This window comes from Neisseria sp. HMSC065C04 (genome assembly GCF_001815375.1).
Classification (GTDB): Bacteria; Pseudomonadota; Gammaproteobacteria; order Burkholderiales; family Neisseriaceae; genus Neisseria; species Neisseria flavescens_D.
The window spans coordinates 372,040-390,142 of record NZ_KV820422.1 but is presented as its reverse complement, the minus strand read 5'-3'; the positions used below and the strand labels follow the sequence as shown (position 1 = coordinate 390,142).

Annotated in this window: 17 protein-coding genes; 8 read left to right on the top strand and 9 right to left on the bottom strand. The window is 47.4% G+C overall.

The genetic code is table 11. The features are described 5' to 3' along the window. Positions 1-467: 467 nt before the first annotated feature. A complete protein-coding gene (locus tag HMPREF3022_RS11930; RefSeq protein ID WP_225905495.1) occupies positions 468-641 on the top strand; it encodes a hypothetical protein in 174 nt (57 codons plus the stop codon). Positions 642-902: 261 nt separating this feature from the next. Next, entirely contained in the window at positions 903-2,180 is a 1,278-nt protein-coding gene (locus tag HMPREF3022_RS10790) for an AmpG family muropeptide MFS transporter (RefSeq protein WP_283119078.1), read from the top strand. 73 nt (positions 2,181-2,253) lie between these two features. On the opposite strand, the gene raiA is transcribed toward HMPREF3022_RS10790, so the two are convergent. The 8 genes from raiA to HMPREF3022_RS10750 all read right to left on the bottom strand — a co-directional run bounded on the left by raiA (position 2,254) and on the right by HMPREF3022_RS10750 (position 8,266). Further along, positions 2,254-2,568, bottom strand: coding sequence for a ribosome hibernation-promoting factor, HPF/YfiA family (gene raiA / locus HMPREF3022_RS10785; protein ID WP_003748344.1), 315 nt, complete (start codon positions 2,566-2,568; stop codon positions 2,254-2,256). Between the two features lie 49 nt (positions 2,569-2,617). Then, positions 2,618-3,973, bottom strand: a complete 1,356-nt coding sequence (rpoN, locus tag HMPREF3022_RS10780) for an RNA polymerase factor sigma-54 (RefSeq protein ID WP_070765645.1) — start codon at positions 3,971-3,973, stop codon at positions 2,618-2,620. Positions 3,974-4,131: 158 nt separating this feature from the next. Continuing rightward, on the bottom strand, positions 4,132-4,749 hold the full coding sequence (locus HMPREF3022_RS10775) for an energy transducer TonB (protein ID WP_283119077.1): 618 nt from the start codon (positions 4,747-4,749) through the stop codon (positions 4,132-4,134). A 45-nt stretch (positions 4,750-4,794) separates the two neighbouring features. After that, the gene (gene lptB, locus HMPREF3022_RS10770; RefSeq protein ID WP_070765643.1) at positions 4,795-5,529 is read right to left on the bottom strand and encodes an LPS export ABC transporter ATP-binding protein; all 735 of its coding nucleotides are present in this window, start codon (positions 5,527-5,529) and stop codon (positions 4,795-4,797) included. 70 nt (positions 5,530-5,599) lie between these two features. Beyond that, positions 5,600-6,130, bottom strand: coding sequence for a lipopolysaccharide transport periplasmic protein LptA (gene lptA / locus HMPREF3022_RS10765; RefSeq protein ID WP_070765642.1), 531 nt, complete (start codon positions 6,128-6,130; stop codon positions 5,600-5,602). Then, positions 6,111-6,692, bottom strand: a complete 582-nt coding sequence (lptC, locus tag HMPREF3022_RS10760) for an LPS export ABC transporter periplasmic protein LptC (protein WP_004518853.1) — start codon at positions 6,690-6,692, stop codon at positions 6,111-6,113. Before lptC ends, lptA begins: the two co-directional genes overlap by 20 nt. Beyond that, the gene (locus HMPREF3022_RS10755) at positions 6,689-7,225 is read right to left on the bottom strand and encodes a KdsC family phosphatase (protein WP_070765641.1); all 537 of its coding nucleotides are present in this window, start codon (positions 7,223-7,225) and stop codon (positions 6,689-6,691) included. The genes lptC and HMPREF3022_RS10755 overlap by 4 nt, the downstream gene beginning before the upstream one ends. A gap of 66 nt (positions 7,226-7,291) precedes the next feature. Then, entirely contained in the window at positions 7,292-8,266 is a 975-nt protein-coding gene (locus HMPREF3022_RS10750; protein WP_070765640.1) for a KpsF/GutQ family sugar-phosphate isomerase, read from the bottom strand. A gap of 135 nt (positions 8,267-8,401) precedes the next feature. On the opposite strand from HMPREF3022_RS10750, the gene tal reads away from it, so the two are divergent. The 3 genes from tal to HMPREF3022_RS10735 all read left to right on the top strand — a co-directional run bounded on the left by tal (position 8,402) and on the right by HMPREF3022_RS10735 (position 11,470). Then, the gene (gene tal / locus HMPREF3022_RS10745; protein WP_070765639.1) at positions 8,402-9,457 is read left to right on the top strand and encodes a transaldolase; all 1,056 of its coding nucleotides are present in this window, start codon (positions 8,402-8,404) and stop codon (positions 9,455-9,457) included. A 152-nt stretch (positions 9,458-9,609) separates the two neighbouring features. Next, on the top strand, positions 9,610-10,497 hold the full coding sequence (gene gluQRS, locus HMPREF3022_RS10740) for a tRNA glutamyl-Q(34) synthetase GluQRS (protein ID WP_070765638.1): 888 nt from the start codon (positions 9,610-9,612) through the stop codon (positions 10,495-10,497). 238 nt (positions 10,498-10,735) lie between these two features. Continuing rightward, the gene (locus tag HMPREF3022_RS10735; RefSeq protein ID WP_070585143.1) at positions 10,736-11,470 is read left to right on the top strand and encodes a LytR/AlgR family response regulator transcription factor; all 735 of its coding nucleotides are present in this window, start codon (positions 10,736-10,738) and stop codon (positions 11,468-11,470) included. Between the two features lie 275 nt (positions 11,471-11,745). Here HMPREF3022_RS10735 and pilC read toward each other — a convergent pair whose 3' ends face one another. After that, positions 11,746-15,210: a PilC family type IV pilus tip adhesin gene (gene pilC / locus HMPREF3022_RS10730; protein ID WP_283119076.1), complete on the bottom strand. Its 3,465-nt coding sequence runs from the start codon at positions 15,208-15,210 to the stop codon at positions 11,746-11,748. A gap of 501 nt (positions 15,211-15,711) precedes the next feature. Between pilC and carA the strand changes: the two genes are divergently transcribed. The 3 genes from carA (at position 15,712) to HMPREF3022_RS10715 (ending at position 18,100) form a co-directional block, all read left to right on the top strand. After that, a complete protein-coding gene (gene carA / locus HMPREF3022_RS10725) occupies positions 15,712-16,842 on the top strand; it encodes a glutamine-hydrolyzing carbamoyl-phosphate synthase small subunit (protein ID WP_070765636.1) in 1,131 nt (376 codons plus the stop codon). A 140-nt stretch (positions 16,843-16,982) separates the two neighbouring features. After that, the gene (locus tag HMPREF3022_RS10720; protein ID WP_049331825.1) at positions 16,983-17,240 is read left to right on the top strand and encodes a SemiSWEET family transporter; all 258 of its coding nucleotides are present in this window, start codon (positions 16,983-16,985) and stop codon (positions 17,238-17,240) included. A 224-nt stretch (positions 17,241-17,464) separates the two neighbouring features. Next, positions 17,465-18,100 carry a DUF1643 domain-containing protein gene (locus tag HMPREF3022_RS10715; protein ID WP_141750537.1) on the top strand — a complete coding sequence of 212 codons (636 nt, stop codon included), beginning with the start codon at positions 17,465-17,467 and terminating at the stop codon, positions 18,098-18,100. The last annotated feature ends 3 nt before the right edge of the window (positions 18,101-18,103 follow it).

Sequence of the window (18,103 nt, the reverse complement as noted above, 5' to 3'; positions counted from 1 at the left end):
TAACTTCAATCAGGGAAAGCATGAAGAAGTTAGGAAGTTGGTTGGAAAGTTGATTAGGGTAGATTTTATTCAAATGAAAGACTAGGCTATGAAATCAAAATTTGTGTATAAGTTACTGGTAATTTCAAAGTACCTGTATATTTTAATTTGTATATCAATACCAATCGTTTTTATTTATGAAAGCTACCAAGGAGATAATGTTGATTTTATGATTTATATTCATGCTTTTATTATTTTTTCCATATTGGGTGTATTGACTCAATATTCTACATCTAATTTTTTTGAAAAGGAAAAATAACATGATTGAACTATCCATTGAGGATCTGGAACTAATTTATGGAGGAGGCTTAGGAGAGAGAATCCTTCAAGGAGGAGCAAATGGTGCATAAATAGGGGGATCAATTGGTGCAGGTATTGGTCTGGGTGTCGGTATAGCTTTTGGCAGTATTCCTGCCGGACCAGCTATTATGGTCGGTGGCACAATTGGTGCTGCTGTTGGTGCTGCAACTGGTATGGGTGTTGCAGCATATGAGTATTACCAAGAAACTCAGCCTAAAGGGACAGTAACGATCGGTCCGATTTCTGCTTTTGCTGTGGACAAATCAGGAAACGGCTACACTGACGGCACAAATTACCACTGATATTTCTCATCGTTCAAACGATCTCTAGGGGTCGTCTGAAACTTTCTTAACTTCAATTTTATGAATACACCCAAGCAACCCTTCTTCCGTCCTGAAGTCTCCGTTGCCCGCCAAACCAGTTGTTCCAACAAAAGGCCGTCTGAAACTTAATTTGTCAAAGTTTCAGACGGCCTTTTATTATTCAATAAAGATAGCAGAAGTTGATTCGCCATATCCCCCATCTTTGCTACAATATCCCTTTTCTTTTTTATTGATTCCACTATGACAACCGCACCCCAACCCAGCACTTGGCGCAAGATTTTTTCGCGCAAAATGCTGATCTGCATTTTCACAGGCTTCACTTCGGGGTTGCCGCTTTATTTTCTATACAGCCTGATTCCAGCATGGCTGCGTAGCGAACACATTGATTTGAAAACCATTGGACTATTTGCATTGATTGGTTTCCCCTACACTTGGAAATTCATCTGGTCCCCTCTTTTGGACACCGTACGCCTGCCATTTTTAGGTTTACGGCGCAGTTGGATGCTGATTACCCAAATAGCACTCCTATTGCTTTTGGCTTCCTATGCATTTGTCCGACCGCAAGAACATTTATCCATCATCTTAGGCTTAGCTTGTGCTACAGCATTCTTCTCCGCCAGCCAAGATATTGTGATTGATGCATTCCGACGCGAAGTACTGTCAGATGAAGAATTGGTATTAGGCAACTCGCTGTATGTGAATGCCTACCGTATTTCTTCATTAATTCCGGCCTCATTAAGTCTGATTTTGGCCGACAGATTGCCTTGGTCAACCGTCTTCATCATTACTTCCCTGTTTATGATCCCAGGTTTACTTGCGACCTTGTTCATAGCACGCGAGCCAGATCACTCAACTCTTGAAACCAAAGGCTTAAAAGAAACCGTTATCGAACCATTTCACGATTTCTTTACCCGCCAGAGTGTGAAGCAGGCTTTGACTATTTTGGCGTTCATCTTGCTGTATAAACTGGGCGACAGCATGGCAACTGCTTTGGCTCAACCGTTTTATCTCGATATGGGCTTCTCTAAAACCGATATTGGTCTGATTGGAAAAAACGCAGGTTTATGGCCGGCTGTAATTTTTGGCGTTATCGGTGGCATTTGGATCACCAAACTTGGGGTTAATCGTGCTCTGTGGTTATTCGGTTTGGTACAGTGGATCACCATTTTAGGCTTTGCATGGCTGGCAAGCTTCGGACATTTTGACCAAGTCGGTGCATCGGAACGAATCTTTTTAGCAGTTGTAATTGCGGCTGAAGCAATCGGCGTCGGCTTAGGCACAGCAGCGTTTGTCTCGTATATGGCGCAACAAGCCAATACGGCATTTACGGCCACACAATTAGCCCTTTTTACAAGCCTATCTGCCGTACCGCGTACATTCATGAATGCAACGGCAGGCTATCTGATTGAAGCGATGGGTTACTTCAATTTCTACTGGCTGTGTTTTGCCCTGGGCATACCCGGCATGTTGCTGCTGTTTAAAGTGGCACCATGGAATGGTCAAAAAGTGAGTAACTAGATTGCCAGTCTACAACTTCTAGCAAAACAAAAGGCCGTCTGAATATTCAGACGGCCTTTATCATACAAAAACTTTATTCTGCTTCAGGTTTGACAGTGCTGCGGACATCGCCGCTTTTTTCTTTATGTTTCAAAACAGCGCGGTCAAGTTTGTCCATCAAAACATCAATCGCGGCGTACATATCCTGTTCAATCGCTTCAACGTGCAAATCTTTGCCTGCCAGATGGACATCGGCTTCAGCTTTTTGGCTGACTTTTTCCACCGAGAGCGTGATGGTCACGGAAATGATGTTGTCGGCGTGGCGGCTGATTCGTGCCAACTTGTCGGAAACGTAGTTTTTGATGGCTTCGGTAACATCAAAATTCAGACCGGTGATTTTCAGATTCATGATACAGCTCCTTCGGTTGGTTAGTCCGTCAAAACGGATCGGAATATATCTACTCGGTAAATTTTCGTTTGTGTGCCGGCGGGATGTCTAATGATTCTCTATATTTAGCCACTGTACGTCTGGCGATTTCAATGCCGCGTTGTTTTAATAATTTGACGAGGGCCTCGTCCGAATAAGGTTTGCTGCTGTCTTCACTTTCAATCAGCTGACTCAAGACAGCTTTGATTGCGCCTTGGCTGAACCCTTCGCCCTCATTGTCGGCATTGACTGCCTGTGTGAAGAAATAGCGTAACGCAAACAGGCCGCGCGGGCAAGACAAATATTTCTGATTGGCGGCGCGCGAAATGGTGCTTTCCGCCAAACCCAATTCGGCGGCGGCATCTTTCATCAGCATGGGTGACAGGCCGATTTCGCCGAAGATGAAAAAATCTTCCTGATTTTTGACGATATACTCGGCAAGGCGGAGGACTGTGCTTTTGCGCAGTTCCAAAGAATCAATGCGCTGTTTGGCTTCGCTGATTTTTTCCTTCCACTCCGGCGCGCCCTCTTCCGCCGATTTCATCAGGTCGCAATATTCCTGATTGAGCTGTAGCTTCGGCCAGGCCGCTTCGTTGCTGATGACTTCCCAGCCGTCCTTGCCCTCTCTCACCCAAACGTCAGGCTGAATATAAGGCGTGGGGGTGGCAGAAGCGAAGCCGTAAGCCGGATAAGGATTCAACCCGGCAATCATATCGAGCGCGGCTTCTATGGTTTCACTGTCGGTCTGGGGATAGAGTTTGCGGAAACGCAGAACGTTTTGTTTACGGTTTTTGCCCAAATCTTGAAGCGAACTTTGCACCAAATGCGCGGCCATTTGTCTGGCCGGAGAAGCCGGCAAACGCATCAGCTGCAGCATGAGCGACTCGGTCAAATCAGCCGCCGCCACGCCGGGCGGATCAAAGGTTTGCAATATATCCAGCGCATTTTGCAGGGCTTCTTCGTCCAGCATCCATTCCAACGGCGTGTGGTCGATGATTTCTTCGAGGCTGTCGGTGAGGTAGCCTTGTTCGTCCAAAAAATCAATCAAGACATGAACATAGGCCGCCTCCACTTGCGAGAGCGGATGCTCGCACACTTGGGCATGCAGATAGTGTTTGAAATCCTCTTCTTCGGCGATGTTGCTCCAAATATCTTCGGCATCGTCGCCGCCCAACTGCTGACCGGCACGCGGCATGGTGACGGCACGGTTGAGCCCGCTGTCGGCAAACTCATCGGTTTCCGGACGCTCAAGCAGAGGATTGTCTGACAACCAGTCTTCCACTTCGCGCTCAAGCTCAAGACCCGACATCTGCAAGATGCGCAAAGACTGCTGCAGCCGCTGGTTGAGCTGCTGGGTCTGTTTGAGTTTAAGGACGAGTGAAGACATAATGTTTGATAGTAAATGTGCTTTATGGATTTCAGACGGCCTGTATCTGACGGGCCGTCTGAAAGTATCGGATATATTGTTTATATATTGGATGATTATTTCAATATATTATTCTTTTATCAACCGATAAATGAATTATTCGACAGTAGAGATATTTTCTAATTTAAAATAAACGCAATACGTCGAGTAAAAAACATGGCAACAGGCTTCCCGCGATAGGTAGCGGGTTGAAATTTTGTCTGCAAAACCGCTTTTCGTCCTGCAGCATCTAAACGCGAGTATCCACTGCTCTTTTTTACCCATACAAATACTTTGCCATCTATATTGATAAAGACATTTAATACCACAGTCCCTTCCTCGCCATTCTCTGTAGAAAGCTGTGGATAAGGTGGGGGAGCAACTTGGACAGGTTTCGTCTTTATCTCTTCTTTGAATCCATTTGGCACAGTATAAAAGAATCTGAATTTTTTAAGGCTTTCCAGTGTCTTACAATCCGTTTGTTGGGTTTTCTGATTATAAGTACACTCTTTATAAGGCTCGACTTGTTTTGGCAAACCTACTTCTTGAGCAAGTTTCAACAATTCCAGCGCATCCACTTCCCAATGGAGGCTTTTTCCCAGCTTACCTTCTTTATCCACGATAGCTGTCGCCGTTACGATACCGGTTATCGGCTTGCCATTTTTATCTATCACGCCTTGGCGCACACCCATATCCTGCCATGACTGTTCGGGCATGGCATGCACAGCAGTAGCTGCCAAAACGGCAAAGGAAGACAAAAAAATTCGTTTCAACACAGATACACCTTTTCAGACGGCCTAAACTCAATATTTGAAATTTTCGCCCAAATAAACCGAACGGACTTGTTCATTGTTGACCAAATCATCCGGCTTGCCTGAAGCCAATACCGTACCGTCGCTGATGATGTAGGCACGGTCGCAGATGCTGAGGGTTTCGCGCACGTTGTGGTCGGTAATCAATACGCCGATACCGCGTGATTTGAGGAACTCGATGATTTTCTGAATATCGATGACGGCAATCGGGTCAACGCCGGCAAAAGGTTCGTCCAACAAAATGAAACGCGGCTGCATGGCCAACACGCGCGCGATTTCGACACGGCGGCGTTCGCCACCGGACAAGGACGGTGCAGGGTTGTTGCGCAGGCGCTCGATGTTCAAATCGGCCAACAGTTTTTCAAGTTCGGCATCGATGTGGCTTTTGTCCTTCATGCTGATTTCCAAAATGGCACGGATATTTTGTTCCACGGTCATTTTGCGGAAAATCGAGGCTTCCTGCGGCAGATAGCCGACGCCGAGGCGGGCGCGTTCGTGAATGGGCAGGTGGCGCAATTCTTGGCCGTCCAACATCACGCTGCCTGCATCGGCGGCAATCAGGCCGACAATCATGTAAAAGCTGGTGGTCTTACCCGCGCCGTTGGGGCCGAGCAGGCCGATGACTTCGCCGCTTTCGATTTCAAGGGAGAAGCTTTTGACGACTTGGCGTTTTTTGAAACTTTTTTGCAGGTTTTGAACCACAAGACGGCTGTTGTTTGCGCTCATATTCTGTTGACTTTCGATATTGACCTCAGGCCGTCTGAACCTTTTTCAGACGGCCTTTTTGTGTGTTTTCTTATTTGTTTTTCTGCGTGCTGGACGGCTGGATGACAACGCTGACACGGCCGGATTTCGCAGCGGATTTCACACCGGATTTGGCGCTGCCGTTAATGGTGTAAACCTCGGTTTTAGTGTTGTACGTAATGACCGCACCTTCGGCTACATCGCCGCCGCGCTGTACTTTGGCATTGCCGGTCAGGGTAACCAGACTGGCTGCGGAAGAATACGTCACGGTATTGGCTTGGCCGTTGACCACGCCTTTGCCGCCGTCCAACTCTTGGCTGAATTTGACGGGCGAGCCGGTAGCTTTCATCAACTGCTCGCTTTTGTCGTTGCGCGAAACGGTCACGCTGCCGGCACGGATATTGAGCGTGCCTTGTTTGATGATGACGTTGCCGGAAAAGGTGGTGCTTTGGTTGTTTTGGTCAAGCGAGCCTTGGTCGGCTTCGATTTGAATCGGCTGCTTGCTGTCACTTTGCAGGGCAAAGGCCGGGCTGGCGGCAAAAACGGCAACAAGGACTAAGGTTTTACAAATTTTTTGTATCATAAATTGTGGCTTTCACTTTGGAAGGGAAATTCAGCAAACCGGTTTTGTGATCATAAGTCATGCCGTTTGCCTGACCGCTGGACTGTCCGTATTGGAAAGTAACGGGGCTGTCGGTATGGGCGTATTGCGCCTCGGTATCGACATTCAAGCGTTCGGTTTTGACGATGCCGGCCAAACGCTTGGCATCTGCCGCTTTGTTTAAGACAACATTTTGTTCAAAAACGACTTTTTTGTTTTGAATATTGTACGCTGCCTTGTCGCTGCCGACTTCGTACAACAGGCTACCGTCTCGGTAAAACGAAAGATGCGGTTTGTCCAAATGCACGTCCGCACTATTCGGATATTGAACGGCATCGACCGCGCTCAGGTTTTCTTTCAGACGGCCTTCTTGGTCAAAACGTTTGCCGTTGATGCCTTTCATCGAATATTGCGGCTCATTCGGATTGAGGACAACTTCTTCGACTTGTACTTCGCTGATGCGGCCGAGCCACGCCGCCAATGCGCCGAGTGAAACGGCCAACACCAGCGGAAAAGCGATTCCGTAACGCCATCTGATTTTCATCGTACATACTCTTTCAAAGCAGGTTCAAGCGTACCTTGCGCCTGCATAATCAAATCGCACACTTCACGCACCGCGCCTGCGCCGCCGGAACGTCTGGTTACATAATGGGCGTATTGCAAAGTAAACCAATGCGCTTCAGGGACGGCGACCGCCAATCCGCAACACACCATCACGGGCAAATCGACAACATCGTCGCCGACAAAGGCACACTCATGCTCCTCCACACCGGCCTGTTCGCGTAATTGGGCGTAGGCGGCACGTTTGTCGTGAATGCCTTTGAAGTAATAGTTGATACCGAGCTGCTTCACACGGATACCGACGGAAGGCGCATCGCGGCCGGTAATAATCGCCGTTTGTACGCCGCTGTTCTGAAGCATTTTCAAACCGTGTCCGTCCAAAGTGTGGAACGATTTGATTTCTTCGCCGTTGTCACGGATAAAAATGCGGCCGTCGGTCAAAACGCCGTCTACATCCAGTATCAGCAGTTTGATACCTAAAGCGCGTTGTTGCAGGTCGGAAGAGAGGTTTTGCATAAGTTTTCCTTATTTCAGACGGCCTATTCTAGCATAAGGCCGTCTGAAAACGTTTTTGCCGTCGTTTCAGACAATTCGTGCCATCAATAAATCATGCATGTTCAGCGCGCCAATCAGTACGCCGTTTTCTTCGATCACCAGCAAACCGTTCACATGGCCGCTCTGCATGGCTTTCAAGGCTTCAGTGGCAAGACGATCGGCGGAGATGGTTTTCGGAGAAGCATGCATAATGTCGTCCACTTTCAAACCGGCAAAGCTGTCGCGTTCTTGAAACAGACGGCGCAAGTCGCCATCGGTAAATACGCCTTTCAGACGGCCTTCGGCATCGGTTACCGCCAACATACCCAAGCCTTTTTCACTCATGCGGACAATGGCTTCTTTCAACGGCGTACCCAACAAAACGGCAGGCAGGGCTTCGTCTTTGTGCATAATATCCGCCACGCGCAGCAGCAGGCGTTTGCCCAAACTGCCGGCCGGATGACTTAAAGCAAAATCATCAGGCGTAAACGCACGCGCCTGCAGCAATACCACTGCCAGCGCATCGCCCAAGGCCATCACGGCGGTCGTACTGGAAGTCGGTGCAAGGCCGAGCGGACAGGCTTCTTTGGAAACCGCCGCGGTAATATGGATATCGGCATGACGCGCCATAGTGGAAGTCGGATGGGCGGTAATGCAGATCAGCGTGATGTTTTTGCGTTTCAATGCCGGAATAATCGCTGCAATTTCATCGCTTTCACCGGAATTGGAAATGGCAACCACGACATCGTGGTCCACAATCATGCCCAAATCGCCGTGTGCCGCTTCGGCAGGATGGACGAAAAACGCAGGCGTGCCTGTCGAAGCCATGGTTGCCGCCATTTTGCGGCCGATGTGTCCGGACTTACCCATGCCGGTAATGACGACCCTGCCCTTGCAGTGCAACAACGCTTCTGCCGCACGGACAAAATCATGATCCAAAGCCGCCGCAATTTCACGCAAACCTTCGGCTTCCGTATCCAATACATCGCGCGCCCAGTCGAGATAAAGTGTGTTTTCCGCCATCAAAGCCACCTTTCGTGCTTGAATTTAGGTTTGTTTTGCCCAAATTAATCAGCCGTAAACTGTTCAAATTCATCGAATCGGCGTAGCATTACCGCCTACTTCACAAACAAACCTATTATGTAAAAGGAATCAGAGATGACTATTTTATCGGACGTTAAAGCATTAGGACAACAAATCTGGTTGGACAATCTCTCCCGTTCGCTGGTACAAAGCGGCGAATTGGCAGAAATGCTGAAGCAAGGTGTGTGTGGCGTAACTTCCAATCCTGCCATTTTCCAAAAAGCCTTTGCAGGCGATGCCCTGTACGCCGATGAAGTAGCCGCACTCAAACAGCAGGACCTGACCCCGAAACAACGCTACGAAACCATGGCAGTTGCCGATGTGCAAGCCGCCTGCGACGTATGCCTTGCCGAACACGAATCCACCGGCGGCAAAACCGGCTTCGTCAGCCTCGAGGTTTCGCCTGAATTATCCAAAGACGCACAAGGAACGGTTGAAGAAGCGCGCCGCCTGCACGCCGCCATCGGTCGTAAAAATGCCATGATTAAAGTACCGGCAACCGACGAAGGCATCGAAGCACTCGAAACCCTTGTTTCAGACGGCATCAGCGTCAACTTGACCCTGCTTTTCTCCCGCGCCCAAACCCTTAAAGCCTATGCGGCCTACACGCGCGGCATTGCCAAACGTTTGGAAGCAGGACACGACGTTTCCCATATCCAAGTTGTCGCCAGCTTCTTTATTTCCCGTGTCGATGCCGCATTGGACGCCACCCTGCCCGACCACCTCAAAGGCAAAGTCGCCATTGCGCTGGCCAAAGCCGCCTATCAAGATTGGGCGCAATACTTCGGCAGCAGCGAATTTGCCGCACTTGCCGAAAAAGGTGCCAACCGCGTCCAACTTTTATGGGCATCTACCGGCGTGAAAAACCCTGCCTATCCTGACACTTTGTACGTTGACAGCCTGATTGGCGCCCATACCGTCAATACCGTTCCCGATGCGACACTCAAAGCCTTTATCGACCACGGCACCGCCAAAGCCACTTTGACCGAAGGTGTGGACGAAGCCCAAGCGCAGCTTGCCGAAACCGCGAAACTCGGCATTAATGTCGAAACTTTGGCAACTCGTTTGCAGGAAGACGGTTTGAAACAATTTGAAGACGCTTTCGCCAAACTGCTTGCTCCCTTGGCTTAAGCGGATTGAACGGATGGTCGAGAAACTTAAATCATTTTGAAAAGTCTCAGGCCGTCTGAAACCCAAATTCGGGCGTGTACGGCACGCCCTTTTCTATCACGATTTGAATACCGTGCAGGCATACTGCCCCTGCCCTACAAAACCACCCTGCCATGTATATAGGACGTTTCGCCCCCAGCCCTACCGGCCTGCTTCATATCGGCTCCCTACTGACCGCCGTCGCCTCCTATGCCGACGCACGCGCTCATCAGGGTAAATGGCTGGTCCGCATTGAAGACCTCGACCCCCCGCGCGAAATGCCCGGCGCCGCTGCCGACATTTTGCGCACGCTTGAAGCCTTCGGCTTTGAGTGGGATGGCGAAGTCGCCTATCAAAGCCGCCGTTACGACCTATATCAAGACACCCTCGACCGCCTCAAAGCAGCCGGGCTGGTGTATCCCTGCTATTGCAGCCGCAAAGACTGGCAGGCGGCGGCAACACATGGCGCAGACGGATTTGTATATAACGGCCGTTGCCGCAATCCTCAGCAAAGACCCGACACGCAAAACAAAACGCCGGCATGGCGCCTTCAAGTGCCCGATCGCGTGATCGGTTTTTCAGACGGCATTGTCGGACATTACGCACAAAATCTGGTACACGACATCGGCGATTTTGTCCTGCTTCGTGCCGACGGCTATTGGGCATATCAGCTTGCTGTGGTTGCCGATGATGCCGACCAAGGAATAACGCATATTGTCCGCGGTCAGGACTTGCTCGTTTCCACGCCGCGCCAAATCTATCTGCAACAATGCCTCGGCGTTCCCACACCGGCCTACGCCCACCTTCCCCTACTGACCAACAGCCAAGGGCAAAAATGGTCAAAACAAACCCTTGCCCCGGCTTTGGATTTGAATCAAAAAGAACAACTCCTACGCCAAGTTCTAACCTACCTCAACCTATCCGATGCCCCCGCCATAAACCGCCCTCAAGAATTGCTCGATTGGGCGGTAGTGCACTGGCAAATGGACAAAATCCCAAAATCGTCCATTATCACGGACTGAATTAGCATGATTACAACAAAATTACTCTGGGTATTACAATATTTCATAAAATTATGTAAGTAATCTTCCGACTCATCCCAAACCATGCCCAAGAAGCGAAAAATCATGTATATTTTAAAAATTTCCTAAAATTGTCACAAACTGATAATTTCAAGGTTGTAACAACATACGGCTGACGCGTTATTGAGGATGACAAAGCGCGGCAGATCTCCCACGATACAACAAAAAGAATACCGCTATGCCAAGTGCCATTATTGTAGAAGACGAAGTATTAGCAGCAGAACGCTTACGTGTATTATTGGAAGAGTGCAATGTCGTACTGCTCAACGTCTTTCACCATGCCATGCCAGCATTGGAGTGGCTGAGCGTCCACGAAGTCGACATCGTCTTTGCCGACATCGGCATGCCGGAAATCGACGGTCTCGAGTTTGTCGAACGCATTAAGCGTACCGCCAAACGCCAGCCGGAAATTGTATTCACCACAGCCTACGAAGAACACGCCCTGCGCGCATTTGAGCTGGCTGCAGCAGACTATCTGCTCAAACCGATCAAAATGACCCGCCTGCAAACCGCACTTGACCGCATCATCGAGAAAAACCGCGAAAAAGCAGACAGTTTCACCCATTTCAAAGTGTACAACCGCGAACGCATGGTTGAAATCCCATGGCAACAGGCACGTTACCTGATGGCGGAACACAAAACCGTCTATCTGTTTACCGGTGACGGCCAAAGCTACGAATTACCGAAGACCTTGGTTTACTGGGAAGAATTGCTGGGCGACAAAGTCATCCGCATCCACCGCAATGCCCTCGTCTTCCGCCATACCCTCGACAGCCTGATTCGACTGGACGATGACGAAAACGACGAATCCGCATCCACATGGGGCGCAAAAATTCTTGATATTCCGACCCCATTGCCTGTCAGCCGCCGACAACTGTCCACCCTGCGGAAAATTATTAAAAACAGCATCTAACAATGCGCTCCTTGATTAGCTCTTTTTAAATCAAAGGCCGTCTGAAAAGATATTTTCAGACGGCCTTTTAACTTCTCAGCCAAATAGTAGAAAATTAAAAAAGAATAGCCCAAGTCTGTCGTTTAGCTCTATCCAAGCTTTCAATTTGATCAAACCTTGTTATATCCACAAACAAAGTTTTCCATTTTTTAATCCAGCATCTCTCAATTACTACCACTCAACAGAAAAGGCCGTCTGAAAAAATTCAGACGGCCTCGATGCTTAAGCCTTACCAATTAAAAGAACAATTCACGCCAGCTGATGCGTTTGAGTCCGCATGTACGGCCTTCTACTTTCAGGCTGACCAGTTGGTTAGACAAGAGACTGCGATCACCTTTGGTTGCGAAACATTTATTGTTTGGCACGCTCGGCGTTGCGTTCAACTCCTTATCCGTACCCGTGCCGCCGCTATCGCCATCGGCAGTTACCGGAGAATCGTCGGCTTTGCTGGAATTCATATAAGTAAAGTTGATAACACCATCAAAAGTCATACCGTTGGCGTAATAAATCTGGCCATTATTTTCACGTTTGATAAAAAATGTACGATCCTTTCTGGAGATACGCGCATCACGCAAGCCCAAACGTCCGCCGTTTTCGGCATTTACGCCCAGAATAATCGTTTTCGCTGTCGTTTGTGTGGACGTGCTGTCCGGCAAACAAACATCGGTACTGGAAGAATCAGTATGAATTGTTTTGCTTTCATACTTACGAATGGTCAGAACAGCTGTACGCAAAATCATCGTCGGTTTGACAGTCACACGTTCATTCGGACCTAAAGTCAGACTCCAGCCTTTTTTACCTTCACCAACCTTATTGTCGCTGACGTAAATGTGCTCGCCGTAACTTTCTCTGGTTTGCTGTTCCAACTCACTACTTTTCGCCAAAACCGCATCAGTAGATACATCGTCGTAAATACCATAAACGGCATTGATTTGTCCGTTGGTACCTTCTAGTTCATTCTGATAAATCTCGCTACCCGTACCAAAAATAACAACATACTTGTCTTTACCGCGACGTGATACCGCAGGCGCAGACGTAATCGGTTGATTACCCGAGCCTTGGAAAATCATTTGCGCAGACCATTTGGACGGAGTTTCACCACTCAAGTCAAAGCGGAACATATTACCGTAACGGTCGCCTGCATAGGCAATATCGACAATACCGTCAAAATCGGTGTCTACCAAAGTGGGGGTAGAGAGACCGCCTTTGCCATTCGGCGCAGAAATTTTGGCCAAGAGCTTGCCAGCTTCAGAAGAAACATTAGTGCCAGTATTTTTCGTCCCTGCCTCTTTCCCTGTCATATCATAGACATACAAAGCTGTTTCATTGTCGGCACTATTCACATCTTCAGTGCGATAGCCGCTAGCCAAGAAGCCCGCATAACGCACATTAGATTCCAAATTAACCGGAGTAGTATCGCGCTTGATGGAAACACGGCCGATTTGCGTCGAACCAATGGTATAACCCAGCTTATTGCCAGAGCCTTTTTCTGTTTCAAACAAAGGTACGGTCTTATCCCAACCACTATGATCACTGTTAGCCACTGCACCAATATTCAACGCATACGCACCGCGTCCACCCTGACCCATCGCACCAAACATAAAGGTTTGCTTATCAGGCGTTTGACGGAGAACAAAGCCACCATTGACCATATAGCGGTGTGGTGTGCCGGAGCCGTAACCATCGCGAGCAATATCCTTCAGAACTTTACCTAAAGTTGTTGCTTGACCGTTCTCGTCCTCGCGCTCCATACCTGCCGGAATATAGCTGAGTTTCAAGTCATAAGGATTGCTAGGCGTACCATTACGGAAAATATGTACCATGCCGTCATTGGCAGCAGCGACCAAAAACTCTTGACGGTTATCGCGCTTATCGCCAATCGAAGCAACCGAACCGTCTAAAATATCGCCCAAATTGCGCTCATCTTTACTTGCGTCAGCTGGATCAGTTGGACGGATGCGATAAGACTGGTTATAACCTTTTGCCTCTGCATCCGCTTTGATGGTTTCATCACTACCTACTCGGCCAGTCCATTTCAGCAATGCATTTTTCCATTCCAACTTATCTTTCGCACTGCCGTCTGAAATACCAAAATCAGCATTTGAAGCCTCATTATCTGCAACTCTATCGATAAAATAGGTCTTACTGCCATCATTAACCAAAGTGAGGCGGTTATTAAATGATGGCTGAACAAACTCAGTCGTATTGATAGGTGTACCATCACGGTTCAATTTATAAAACCGCAATTGACTACTCCAAGAGCCGGTATTCAAATGAACCGTTGCCGCCATATTGGGAATACCTGTACTGGTCGTTGCAGGCGCAGTTGAAGATGTTCCCTCAAATTTTGTTATTTTACTGTCATTTTCAATATTATCGACGATGGTCTTGAAAGCATCGAGCAACTTTTCAGGTTTTGAGGCATTGAAATACCAGTCTGGGCGACTGGCACCCTTTTCCAGATACTCTCTCCCGACTTTAGAGATTCCCTCACCAAAGCCCACGGTAAAAGTCTGAACCAATTGCTTACTATAATCTAAACCTTTAGGGTCGTTTGGATCACCATCCCAGCTCTTACCTGCATCATCTTTGCCATCTTTTTCTGTTTTGATGTCTTTTTCTGCCAAAGTCTGACTAAAGAATCGCATACCGCGTTTTTCATCCTTATAGTTCCTATCCCAATAAGGAACAATAATTTCGCCAATGCCTTGGACTTCTTGTTTACCATCCTTTTCACCTAAAAGCACCCAATTCCCTGAATCATCTTTTTTATAGTCAGTATATTGACATTGAAACTTTTTCTCCCCTTCAGGAGTATTCAATCGCGGATCATAATTTGGCAGATCAAAATTTCCTTCAAGGCCGTTTCCTGAAAATTTCTTACCTTGCCCATATTTATCTTCATAAGCTTTTACTTCAGACGGCCCGAAATATTCATAGACCTCATCCGAGCTACGCTGAATAGCACGGTAATAATTTGAATAATAATATTTTCGATCATAATTGAAGTTAGTATTTGCGGATTTACGTGGGTCTTCCCCAGAAGACTGGTTACTACAACTTAAGTTCGCATCACCATCAGATACCACAACAACATAAGATTTTTGACAACGGTATTTAATATTTGGAATGACAAAATTTTTGACAACTTCATAATAACGGCGCGTTGTCGGCGTACCTTGATAAGCCAACATCTCGTCTACTTTTTTACTGACATATTCCCAGTTTCGACCGGCAGAACCATCCGTAAAGCCTTCAGAATCCTTCATATCGCCTTTGGTATCGTCGGGGCTAGGCAATTCTGCATATGCGTAAATAGCATTATTCTCTTTCCTTTTTTTCTCATCCCATTTCCAATACCGAGGATTATTGTGCAAAGTCTGCAAGCCCCAGTTGAACTGATCTTTATATTGCGCTAAAACCTGCTTTAATGCCGATTTTGCAATATTGATTTTTTTTTGCTCATCACGGACATGATAATCACCCTTTGCATCAGCCAACATACTGCCCGAATCATCAATCAAAAACATAATATTGTGTTTGACTTTGGGTTGGCCGCTGACGTCGGTTTTGTTTTGCAGGTAAAAAGGAGTTTGGGCAAATTGCTGCGTATTTGCCTGAACGGAAATACTGATGAGTGCTAAAGCGGAAGCTACGCTTGCATGAATGAGGCGATGGCGGCCTGATGGAGCGTTTTGCATAATGTGTTCTTTTTTCATCGGATAATCTCAGCTAAAAATGACGTTGTTTTTATTTTTTATAAGGTTACGATTCTAGCATAAACAACCTGTTTCATGTTTGATTCGGCTGAATTTCCCTACACCTGCATTTCAAACACAACAAAAATGAAACAATCTGCCTGCTCAGTTTTCAGACGGCCTGACTGAATATTTAGTTCAACCTTATTCATCAAGCATTCCAAAAGCAAGGGACTGTACCATAAAGATAAAACGTTTTTAAATTATCGATTATTTGCTCTATGCTTGAAATTCCTATCATTTTGACTTAAAATACACTGCTTCTACGGCATAGACCGCTATGTCTGAAAAAGCACGTTACACAGCAAAATCAAAGCTGCGGAGCGTGTTTTTTTTTAGCCGAGATTTCCGAAGGCTGTCTTTTTTGTAAACAATTTTTATTTTTCAGACGGCCTGACCCATTTTTTTTCGAACCGATCATCATCAGGCAAACAGGATTCCATCATGACCACTCCGGCTCTTCTCGTTCTCGCTGACGGCAGCGTATTTCACGGCACATCAATCGGTTACGAAGGTTCGACTTCCGGCGAAGTCGTGTTCAACACTTCCATGACCGGCTATCAGGAAATCCTGACCGACCCTTCCTACTGCAAACAAATCGTTACCCTCACCTATCCACACATCGGCAACACCGGCACCAACGCCGAAGATGAAGAAAGCCGCAGCGTTTACGCCGCCGGTTTGATTATCCGCGACCTGCCCCTCTTACACAGCAACTTCCGCGCATCCGAAAGCCTGCACGACTATTTGGTACGCAACAAAACCGTCGCCATCGCCGACATCGATACCCGCCGCCTAACCACCCTGTTGCGTGAAAAAGGTTCACAAGGCGGTGCAATCTTGACCGGTGCAGATGCCACTGTTGAAAAAGCACAAGAACTGATTACCGCATTCGGCAGCATGGTCGGCAAAGACTTGGCAAAAGAAGTTTCCTGCACAGAAACTTACGAATGGACCGAAGGCGAATGGGAATTGGGCAAAGGTTTCGTTACCCCTTCCGAACAGCCTTACCACGTCGTCGCCTACGATTTCGGCGTCAAAACCAACATCCTGCGCATGCTTGCCTCACGCGGCTGCCGCCTGACCGTTGTTCCCGCACAAACCAGCGCGGAAGAAGTATTGGCACTCAATCCTGACGGCGTATTCCTGTCCAACGGCCCCGGCGACCCCGAGCCTTGCGACTACGCCATCAAAGCCGTACAAAAACTGATGGAAAGCGGCAAACCGATTTTCGGCATTTGTTTGGGACATCAGCTGATCAGCCTCGCCATCGGTGCGAAAACTCTGAAAATGCGCTTCAGCCATCACGGTGCCAACCACCCTGTACAAGATTTGGACAGCGGCAAAGTCGTCATCACCAGCCAAAACCACGGTTTCGCCGTCGATGCCGACACCCTACCCGCCAACGCACGCATTACCCACAAATCCTTGTTCGACAACACCTTGCAAGGTATCGAACTGACAGACAAACCTGTGTTCTGCTTCCAAGGCCACCCCGAAGCCAGCCCGGGCCCGCAAGATGTCGGTTATCTGTTTGACAAATTTATTGACAATATCAAAGCAGCAAAACAATAAAGCTGATTTTTTCAGACGGCCACACTCAACTCAACAACAGGCCGTCTGAAAACCAAACTTCAAAAATATGAATTCAGGTACACTCTCTCTCAACATCTACACAGTCTGAAACCCAACCCTCTAATCAGAAAGGAAAAACCATGACAGAAAAGCAAATGCGCATTCTTTCCGTCGTCGCCACCCTAACCGCCGTCGGTATGTACGTTTCCTATATCCCACAAATCCAAAACAACCTTGCCGGCAACCCCGGCTCGCCGTTGCAGCCCCTCGTCGCCGCCATCAACTGCACATTATGGGTTGCCTACGGCTTTTTGAAAGAAAAACGCGACTACCCCGTTATGCTGGCAAACGCCCCAGGCATCATTTTGGGTTTGATTACATTTGTCACTAGTTTTTAAGGAAGTTTTCAGACGACCCTGTGTAAAATTAAAACGCAAAAGGTCGTCTGAAAAAAGAATGCCCGAAATATCAACAGCAGGAATTTTTCAGGCAGCCTTTATCGCAAGGCAGATGGAACAAACGCTGCGAGCGTTTTTTCAGACGACCTTTGAACCCATCGGTAGGGTGTGTGCCGCAAGGCACGCACGCGGTGGGTTGGAGTTGCAGGGAAAATGGAGAACGCGTGCGTACTGCACACACCCTACATGCAGGCTACGGCTTACTATACATTAAACAGGAGCAAATAATGAATCCGATAATGGGCGGTAACATCTATTCTGCGACACTGGATGGCTGGGAAATTTCTTGGGAAAGCCAAAAAGAATATCGACACTGGTGTATTCAGAAAAAATCAAATAATAACAGAACATTGTTGGTCATTATGTTCAACCCAGGGAGCTTGAGTAGCGATGGGAGAAATTTATCTAGAGATACAACTCTTCGTATACTTCGTGAAGTATGTGGCAATGCAGGATTTAATCAGGTAATTCTAAATCTTTTTGATTACGCAAATCCCCAAACCGCACCTTTGTTCTCAAATTGGGAGAAACGTGATTTAAATAGCAACCTGATATTTGAGCATCTTTCTGAATTTAAATACGATAATTATATTATGGCATATGGAAGCTATCAGTCAGATCTATTATATGAGAAGGATATTTTGGAGCGTATCAATTTAATACAAAACATGCTAAAAAAAGATAAAGAGATTGAGTTGCCAAGAAATCAAAATGGAACACCTAAACATCCAACTGTATGGCAGCGACAAAAATTAAAACCCGATATTACTAGAATATTATCTAAGTATAGAGAAAATTAACTG

What these genes read in the sequence shown, in the direction of transcription:
- HMPREF3022_RS11930 (WP_225905495.1), top strand. Translation starts at nt 468, where the DNA reads ATGGTCGGTGGCACAATTGGTGCTGCTGTTGGTGCTGCAACTGGTATG.
- HMPREF3022_RS10790 (WP_283119078.1), top strand. Translation starts at nt 903, where the DNA reads ATGACAACCGCACCCCAACCCAGCACTTGGCGCAAGATTTTTTCGCGC.
- raiA (WP_003748344.1), bottom strand. Translation starts at nt 2,568, where the DNA reads ATGAATCTGAAAATCACCGGTCTGAATTTTGATGTTACCGAAGCCATC.
- rpoN (WP_070765645.1), bottom strand. Translation starts at nt 3,973, where the DNA reads ATGTCTTCACTCGTCCTTAAACTCAAACAGACCCAGCAGCTCAACCAG.
- lptB (WP_070765643.1), bottom strand. Translation starts at nt 5,529, where the DNA reads ATGAGCGCAAACAACAGCCGTCTTGTGGTTCAAAACCTGCAAAAAAGT.
- lptA (WP_070765642.1), bottom strand. Translation starts at nt 6,130, where the DNA reads ATGATACAAAAAATTTGTAAAACCTTAGTCCTTGTTGCCGTTTTTGCC.
- lptC (WP_004518853.1), bottom strand. Translation starts at nt 6,692, where the DNA reads ATGAAAATCAGATGGCGTTACGGAATCGCTTTTCCGCTGGTGTTGGCC.
- HMPREF3022_RS10755 (WP_070765641.1), bottom strand. Translation starts at nt 7,225, where the DNA reads ATGCAAAACCTCTCTTCCGACCTGCAACAACGCGCTTTAGGTATCAAA.
- HMPREF3022_RS10750 (WP_070765640.1), bottom strand. Translation starts at nt 8,266, where the DNA reads ATGGCGGAAAACACACTTTATCTCGACTGGGCGCGCGATGTATTGGAT.
- tal (WP_070765639.1), top strand. Translation starts at nt 8,402, where the DNA reads ATGACTATTTTATCGGACGTTAAAGCATTAGGACAACAAATCTGGTTG.
- gluQRS (WP_070765638.1), top strand. Translation starts at nt 9,610, where the DNA reads ATGTATATAGGACGTTTCGCCCCCAGCCCTACCGGCCTGCTTCATATC.
- HMPREF3022_RS10735 (WP_070585143.1), top strand. Translation starts at nt 10,736, where the DNA reads ATGCCAAGTGCCATTATTGTAGAAGACGAAGTATTAGCAGCAGAACGC.
- pilC (WP_283119076.1), bottom strand. Translation starts at nt 15,210, where the DNA reads ATGCAAAACGCTCCATCAGGCCGCCATCGCCTCATTCATGCAAGCGTA.
- carA (WP_070765636.1), top strand. Translation starts at nt 15,712, where the DNA reads ATGACCACTCCGGCTCTTCTCGTTCTCGCTGACGGCAGCGTATTTCAC.
- HMPREF3022_RS10720 (WP_049331825.1), top strand. Translation starts at nt 16,983, where the DNA reads ATGACAGAAAAGCAAATGCGCATTCTTTCCGTCGTCGCCACCCTAACC.